Here is an 8,457-nt window from a genome sequence, read left to right on the forward strand (position 1 = left end):
CCCCATGACCCCCGACCCGGCCCCCGCCACCGCCTACGCAGGCCTCGACCTGCTTGCCACGAGCGTGCTGGCGCTGGATGCCGAGGGCCGCATCCGGCACGCCAATCCGGCCGCCGAGAACCTGCTGGAGAGTTCGCTCAAGGCGCTGCTGCGCCAGACCTTGGCCACGCTGTTCACCAACGCTGCGGAACTGTCGGCGCTCTGCGCCCAGGCGCTGGCCACCCCCACCGCCGATTTCCGCCAGGACCTGGCCCTGGAGCGCGCCGGGCGCGAGCCGCTGCACGTGCACTCGATCGTCTCGGCGCAGGGCGTGGACGACGTCATCATCGAGCTGCGCGAGAACGTCCAGCAGCTCAAGCTGGACCGCGAAGAGCGCATGCTGGACCAGAGCCAGGTGAACAAGGAGCTGATCCGCAACCTGGCGCACGAGATCAAGAACCCGCTGGGTGGGATCCGCGGCGCGGCCCAGCTGCTGGAACTCGAGCTGCCGCCGCTGCACCTGGCCGCGCTGCGCGAATACACCCAGGTCATCATCAAGGAGGCCGACCGCCTGCAGACCCTGGTGGACCGCCTGCTGGCGCCGCACCGCCGCCCGCACATCGTGGGCGACGTCAACATCCACGAAGTGCTGGAGCGCGTGCGCAGCCTGATCCTGGCCGAGTTCCCGCAGGGGCTGGCCATCCGGCGCGACTACGACGCCTCCCTGCCCGAATTCCGGGGCGACAAGGAGCAGCTGATCCAGGCCGTGCTCAACATCGCCCACAATGCCGCCCAGGCGCTGGCCGAACGCATCGCGGCGGGCGACGCCGAGATCGTGTTCCGCACCCGGGTGGCGCGCCAGGTCACTTTGGCCAAGGTCCGCTACGGGCTGGCATTAGACTTGCATATCCTCGACAACGGGCCGGGCATTCCGCCCTCGATCCGCGACCACATCTTCTATCCGCTCGTGTCCGGGCGCGACGGTGGCAGCGGGCTGGGGCTGACCCTGGCGCAGACTTTCGTGCACCAGCATCTGGGCGTGATCGAATGCGAAAGCCGGCCCGGCAGCACGGATTTCCGCATCCTGCTGCCCCTCCCATAGGCGAAGAGACACGAGAGATATGAAACCAATCTGGATCGTCGACGACGACGCCTCAATCCGCTGGGTGCTGGAAAAGGCCCTGGCGCGCGAGAACCTCGCCACCCGCAGTTTTGCCAATGCCAAGGACGCGCTGGCCGCGCTCGACGCCGATACGCCGCAGGTGCTGGTGTCCGACATCCGCATGCCGGGCGATTCCGGCCTGGACCTGCTGGCCGCCGTCAAGGAGCGCCACCCCGGCCTGCCGGTGATCATCATCACGGCGTTTTCCGACCTCGATTCGGCCGTCGCGGCCTTCCAGGGCGGGGCCTTCGAATACCTGGCCAAGCCGTTCGACATCGACAAGGCCGTCGAGCTGATCCGCCGCGCGCTGGAGGAATCGCTGCGCGAGACCAGCGTGGACGCGGGCCCGGCCGATGCACCGGAGATCCTGGGCCAGGCCGCCGCCATGCAGGAGGTGTTCCGCGCCATCGGCCGTCTGTCGCAGTCCAACGTGACGGTGCTGATCACCGGCGAATCCGGCACCGGCAAGGAGCTGGTGGCGCGCGCCCTGCACAAGCACAGTCCGCGCGCGAGCCAGCCCTTCATCGCCATCAACACGGCGGCCATCCCCAAGGATTTGCTGGAATCGGAGCTGTTCGGCCATGAGCGCGGCGCCTTCACCGGCGCGCAGACGACCCGGCGCGGGCGCTTCGAGCAGGCCGAGGGCGGCACCCTGTTCCTGGACGAGATCGGCGACATGCCCTTCGACTTGCAGACCCGGCTGCTGCGGGTGCTGTCAGACGGGCACTTCTACCGCGTCGGCGGGCACCAGCCCCTGAAGGCCAACGTGCGCGTGATCACGGCCACCCACCAGAACCTGGAGCAGCGCGTGCGCGACGGCCTGTTCCGCGAGGACCTGTACCACCGCCTCAACGTGATCCGCCTGCGCCTGCCCAGTTTGCGGGAGCGGCGCGAGGACATCCCCATCCTGGTGCGCCATTTCCTGGTGCAGAGCGCGCGCCAGCTCGGCGTCGAGACCAAGCGCATGAGCGAAGCGGCCCTGCACTTCCTGATGGGCCTGGAGCTGCCGGGCAACGTGCGCCAGCTGGAGAACCTGTGCAACTGGCTGACCGTGATGGCGCCGGGCCAGACGGTCGAGGTCAAGGACATGCCGCCGGAGCTGGTGCGCGGCGCGCCTGGAGCGGGGCAGGGCAGCCAGCAGGACGCAGCCGGCGCCGGTAGCGCCAGCGCGGCCTCCGAGACCGGCTACCCGGCAGGGAACGGCTCCGGCCACGCGGCGGTGCCGCTGACGGTCGGTGCGGGCGGTGCCGCGCCGGTCAGCGCCGCGCCCGGCAGTGCCACCCTGCAGGCCCTGGGTGAGAACGGCGGCTGGATCAAGCTGCTGGAGCTGCAGGCGGCCAGCATGCTCAATGCCGGCCAGTCCGAGGTCATGGACGTGCTGGGCCGCCAGTTCGAATCCGCCCTCATCAAGACGGCCCTGCGCCACACCCACGGGCGCAAGAACGATGCCGCCATCCGGCTCGGCATCGGCCGCAACACGATCACGCGGAAAATAGCGGAACTTGGCATCGATGGTGCCAAGGACGACTGATCGGCATCCGTCCGCCGGCCCCGGCGTGGACGGCGCGCAAGACGACTGATCCCAATCTGCTGCAACCCGCCCGGCGATGACTGCGCGTCATCGCCGCGCCCGCGCGCGCCTTTTCACATGTAAATAGTGTCGTTACATTCGGTGAGAGTTTGCATTTGCCAAGCGCACTCCTGAGGCGTCAAGGGACAAATTGTCCACCTGTGGTTTTTGGTGAGTATTGACCACGCAAATTTGACAGCGTTTCCGGCCATATGGTTTTATGGCAAACGATTGACTGAACAGTATTTTATTTCGTATGTACTCATGTATATACAACGTTCTACGGTCAATTGCCAAGAGGATGAAGAGGAATTCGGACTTTCTGTTCGAGTTCCAAACTATTCGTTAGTCGTATATTCCGGGAATCACAATGCTTAAGAAAACCGTTTTGGTCCATGCGCTGACGCTCGCGTTCAGCGCCGGACTGGCGTCGGTCGCGCTGCCAACCGCAGCGTACGCCGCGTCGAACTCGGCCGGCTCACTGGTCGGCCGCGCCATGGCAGGAACCGTCGTCACCATCGAGAACAAAGATATTGGCCTGACCCGCACCATCACCGTGGGCAAGGATGGCCAGTTCCAGGTCACCCAGCTGCCGCCGGGGACCTACACGCTGTCGACCACCTATGCCGACGGCTCCAAGGAAAACCTGAGCGCCGCCGTGAATGCGGGCGACGGTACCACCGTGACCTTCGCCGGCCCGACCGCCGGCCAGAAAGTGATCGTGACCGGCCGCGCGACCAAGATCGACGTCAAGTCGTCCGAGTCCAGCCAGGTCCTGTCCAAGGCCACCATCGACCGCCTGCCGGTCACCCGTGACGTGACCGCCGTGGCCCTGCTGGCGCCGGGCGCGACCGCCGGCGACACCCGCATCGGCTCGGCCGGCACCCGCGCCGGCAACGTGCCGTCGCTGGGCGGCGCCTCCCCGGCGGAAAACGTCTACTACATCAACGGCTTCAACGTCACCAACTCGCTGAACGGCGTGGCGTTCAACCAGGTGCCGTTCGACGCGATCGCCTCGCAGCAGGTCAAGACCGGCGGCTACGGTCCGGAATACGGCCGTTCGCTGGGCGGCGTGCTGTCGGTCACCACCAAGCGCGGTACCAATGAATGGCACGGCGGCGCCAACGTGATCTACTCGCCGTCGTCCCTGCAGGGCGACTCGGTGTACTCGGAAAAATCGCCGACCACCGGCAAGTGGAACCTGGTCAGCCGCCCGGGCGGCACCGACGACCTGAAGAGCAACCTGTGGATCGGCGGTCCGGTCATCGAAGACAAGCTGTACATCTTCGGCCTGGTCCAGGGCGCATCCATCAAGTCCAAGACCTACGGCAACACCGAGCAGAGCGAAGTGAAGAACACCTCGCCCCAGTACCTGACCAAGATCGACTGGAACATCAACGACAAGAACCTGCTCGAGTTCACCGCCTTCTCCGACAAGTCCAAGGACAAGCAGTACACCTACAAGTCGGTGGTCCCGTACCAGACCGCGCGTGGCGAGAAGGTCGGCACCGACGAGTTCACCACCGGCGGCCAGAACGCGATCGTGAAGTACACTTCGTGGATCACCGACGACTTCACCGTGTCGGCACTGCTGGGCCAGGGCAAGTACGACCGCACCTCGCGCATCGAGACGGCGGCCTGCCCGTACGTGACCGACCGCCGCACCTCGACCACCAAGAAGCTCGGCTGCGCGACCCAGACCCTGATCACCGACCCGAACGCCAAGGACCAGCGCGACGCCTGGCGCCTCGACGCCGAGTGGAACCTGGGCGCCCACGGCCTGCGCTTCGGCATGGACAACGAGACCTACAAGACCACCGAAGGCTCGTTCTATCCGGGCGAGACCAACTACTCGGTGCGGAACCTGAAGGCCGGCTCGACCCTGTCCAACGGTTACGTCAACGACACCGGCTCGACCCTCCAGTACGTCCAGGCGCGCACGCTGTTCAACGGTGGCACCTTCAAGACCAAGAACTCGGCGTTCTACCTGGAAGACAACTGGCAGGTCACCAAGACCGTGATGGCGTCGCTCGGCGTGCGCTCGGAGTCGTTCAACAACCTGAACGCGGAAGGCTCGTCCTTCATCAAGGTCGACAACACCATCGCGCCGCGCCTGGGCCTGGCCTGGGACGTGAACGGCGACGCGCAGACCAAGGTCTTCGCCAACGCCGGCCGCTACTACATCCCGGTGATGTCGAACACCAACGTCCGCCTGGCCGGGACCGAGACCGACTACTACGACTTCTACGCCTTCGACGGCAGCTTCGGCAGCGACAAGAAGCAGCTCCCGGGCATGGGCGCGCAGCTGGGCAGCCGCCAGATCGTGCACAACGGCGAGATCAAGGACCCGCGCACCGTCGTGGACCCCAACATCAAGCCGATGTTCCAGGACGAGTACATCCTCGGCATCCAGCAGGCCCTGTCGAACCGCTGGTCGGTCACGGCCAAGGCCACCTACCGCAACCTGAAGTCGGTGATGGATGACGTCTGCAACGACGAAGGCGCGGGCGCATGGGCGCTGGGCGCGGGCTACACCGCGGACCAGGCCGACACCATCGCGGCCACCGTCGGCAACTGCTTCCTGTACAACCCGGGCAAGGACCTGACCGCGAACGTGGACCTGGGCGACGGCCAGGGCCTGACCCCGATCACGATCCCGGCCGCGGCGCTGAAGTTCCCGCAGCCGAAGCGCACCTACAAGGCGCTCGAGCTGGGCTTCGAGCGGGCCTGGGACGGCGTGTGGAGCCTGCAGGGTTCCTACGTGCTGGCCTACAGCAAAGGCAACACCGAAGGCTACGTCAAGTCGGATATCGGCCAGGACGACGCCGGCATCGGCCAGGACTGGGACTACCCGGGCCTGATGGAAGGTTCGTACGGCTTCCTGCCGAACGACCGCCGCCACACCTTCAAGGTGTTCGGGGCCTACCAGGTGGCGCCGGAGTGGCGCGTCGGCGCGAACGTCCTGATCCAGTCGGGCCGTCCACGTAACTGCCTTGGCTACTACGCTGGCGATCTGGACGGTGTCTCGATCGGCTACCAGTCGGCTTCGTTCTACTGCAACGGCGAACTGCACCCGCGCGGCACCTGGGGACGCACCCCGTGGCTGCACGAGCTGAGCGTACAGGCGAACTACGAGCCGAAGTGGATGAAGGGCCTGTCCTTCCAGGTCGACGTGCTGAATGTGTTCAACACCCGCACCGTGACCTCCGTGACGGAAGAAGCCGAGCAGGGCGTCGGTTCGCCGAGCCCGACCTTCGAGCAGCCGTACGGCATCCAGAAGGCGCGCAGCTTCCGCTTCCAGGCGCAGTACACGTTCTAAGCTGAACGGTTCAAACTGAACCTTTTCGTCGGAACCGAGGGACGTACCCTACAATGGGGTACGTCCCTTTTTTCATGTCCGTTACGTCCGCATGCTGATCAACTGCTCCGCCTACCGCGATGGCCACAAGCTGGCCGAGATCCCCGTCGAGGACATCAGCGAGTACATCCTCCTGCCCGACACCTTCGTGTGGGTGGCGCTGAAGGATGCCGCCCCGGCCGAGCTGGCCGTGATGCAGGAGGAATTCGGCCTGCACGAGCTGGCCGTGGAGGACGCGATGCGCGGCCACCAGCGCCCCAAGATCGAGGAGTACGGCGACACCCTGTTCGTGGTGGTCAAGACCGTCGAGCCCCAGGGGGACGAGCTGGTGGTGGGCGAGGTGGACGTGTTCGTGGGCCCGCACTTCGCGCTGACCTCGCGCCAGAATGCCGAGCACGGCTTCACCGACGTGCGCGCGCGCGCCGAGCGCGAGCCGGCCCTGCTGCGCCAGGGCCCGGCCTTCGTCCTGTACGCGCTGATGGACGCGGTGGTGGACCGCTACTTCCCGCTGGTGGAGGCGCTGGAGGCCGAACTGGAAGCGATCGAGGAGCGCATCTTCATCCGCGGCTCGCAGCGCAAGAACATCGAACGGCTGTACGCCCTCAAGCGCAAGGCCCTGGTGCTGCGCCATGCCGTGGTGCCGCTGATGGAAACGGTGGGCAAGCTGCACGGCGGCCGGGTGCCCGCCGTGTGCACCGGCACCGATGCCTACTTCCGTGACGTGCACGACCACCTGTACCGCCTGAACGGCACCCTGGATGCGATCCGCGAGACGATCGGCACCGCGATCCAGGTGAACCTGTCGATGGTGGCGATCGAGGAGGGCGAGGTGAACAAGAAGCTCGCGGCCTGGGCCGCCATCTTCGCCGTGTTCACCGCCTTCGCCGGCGTGTGGGGCATGAATTTCGAGCACATGCCCGAGCTCCACTGGCGCTATGGCTATGCGGTGGCGCTGCTGGTGATGGCGCTGGTGGCCGGCTTCATGCACCGCCGCTTCAAGCGCGCCGGCTGGCTGTAATGGCGGCGTTGTAAAAGCGCTACGCTTTCTCCGCACGACGGCCGAATAGCCGAGAAAGATCAAGCATTTCCGCACGCACCGTCTAATGTGGATCAATACCCTTCCACTTGCGAGGACGCGATGCCTGACTGGGGATACGAACAGAGCACGGGTAACCTGTACCGTGACGGCGTGGTGGTGGCACCGGTGGCGCAAGGCTATTCGGGCTATGGTTCGGGCAAGAACAATCCGGACATGCAGGCGGCCAGCGATCTCGGGCCCATTCCAGTGGGCGAGTACAGCATCGGGCCGATGGTGGAGCTGCACGGCGGGCAGGTGAAGAATGCGGTCACGCTGACCCCGTCCCCCGCCAACCAGATGTTCGGCCGGACCGGTTTCTTCTGTCACGGCGACAGCAACGACCACCCCGGGGAAGCGTCCCAGGGCTGCATCATCATCAAGGAACTGGCGATCCGGCAGCAGATGGCGGCCTCGGCCCCTGCCATCCTGCGGGTGGTGCGCGGTCCGTGACCGGTGCCTGCACCCGGCTTCACTTTTCCTCATGCCACCAGGAGCCCAGAATGCAACAGCTCGTCAATCACATTCGGCGCCTTGCCGACGTCAACGCCCAACTGAGCGCCGCCCCGGATCCGCTGGCCCCGTTGCTGGCCGAGCAGGCGATCCGTCACGTGGCGCAGTTATCCGCGGCCGGTGCGATCACGCAGCTGCAGCAGGAGCTCGCGGCGGTGCAGGCTGCGTTCCAGGCCGGTTCGTCTGCGGCGGTTGCGGAATTCTTTGCCGAACCGGGCAGCGCGTTCCGGCGCAGTGTCAGCCGCACCATCGACGAAGCGCTCGGCGCCGGCATGCTGCGGGAGGGCCCGGCAGGGCTGATGGCCGGCTTTTCGCCCACCCACGGGTCTCTCGCGACCAATGCCGGAACCTGGCTGGGACAGAAGCTCCGTGACAGCCCGCTCAACCTGGCGCCCGACCTGTTGCAGGCCGCTTCGGTATTCCTGTCGCACGCTGTTGTCAACCTCGACCCGGTCCTGACCGCCTTCGTGCAGGACGTGGCCCAGGGCGGCAACCCGGCGGCGCTGTTGCACACCGCGGCGGCCGCCTACCTCGATGCGACCCAGACCCGCCTTGCCGGTCTGCTCAATGCCGCCGAACAGAACTGGCAGAAGCAGGGCCGCGACCTGGATACGGTGGTGACCCAGCTGGGCGCCGAGAGTGCTCCGCCGCCGCTGCCTGCGGCCTGCCAGGAGTGGCTGGCCGGCGCCAGCCTGCTGCAAACGGCCCTGCGTGCCGCCGGCGCGGACGGGGCGGCGAACGAAGTCGCGTCGGCGGTCGGTTATGCGCAAAGCGCGGCCCAGATCTACCAATGCGTCGGC

Annotated in this window: 6 protein-coding genes; all 6 read left to right on the top strand. The window is 66.4% G+C overall.

Annotated features, from left to right (window positions below; translation table 11 throughout):
• Positions 1 to 4 precede the first annotated feature (4 nt).
• Entirely contained in the window at positions 5 to 1,081 is a 1,077-nt protein-coding gene (glnL, locus tag E4L96_RS00135; protein WP_135205219.1) for a nitrogen regulation protein NR(II), read from the top strand.
• Between the two features lie 19 nt (positions 1,082 to 1,100).
• Positions 1,101 to 2,672 (top strand): nitrogen regulation protein NR(I), encoded by a 1,572-nt coding sequence (ntrC, locus tag E4L96_RS00140; protein ID WP_135205214.1) that lies wholly within the window; start codon positions 1,101 to 1,103, stop codon positions 2,670 to 2,672.
• A 409-nt stretch (positions 2,673 to 3,081) separates the two neighbouring features.
• Positions 3,082 to 6,030, top strand: coding sequence for a TonB-dependent receptor (locus E4L96_RS00145; protein WP_135205215.1), 2,949 nt, complete (start codon positions 3,082 to 3,084; stop codon positions 6,028 to 6,030).
• A gap of 91 nt (positions 6,031 to 6,121) precedes the next feature.
• Positions 6,122 to 7,087, top strand: a complete 966-nt coding sequence (gene corA, locus E4L96_RS00150) for a magnesium/cobalt transporter CorA (protein ID WP_135205216.1) — start codon at positions 6,122 to 6,124, stop codon at positions 7,085 to 7,087.
• Positions 7,088 to 7,207: 120 nt separating this feature from the next.
• The gene (locus tag E4L96_RS00155; protein WP_135205217.1) at positions 7,208 to 7,597 is read left to right on the top strand and encodes a tlde1 domain-containing protein; all 390 of its coding nucleotides are present in this window, start codon (positions 7,208 to 7,210) and stop codon (positions 7,595 to 7,597) included.
• 50 nt (positions 7,598 to 7,647) lie between these two features.
• Positions 7,648 to 8,457 (top strand): hypothetical protein (locus tag E4L96_RS00160; RefSeq protein WP_135205218.1); only part of this gene is annotated, 810 nt, incomplete at its 3' end.

Origin of the sequence: Zemynaea arenosa, assembly GCF_004614185.1 — a bacterium.
GTDB classification, from domain to species: domain Bacteria; phylum Pseudomonadota; class Gammaproteobacteria; order Burkholderiales; family Burkholderiaceae_D; genus Telluria; species Telluria arenosa.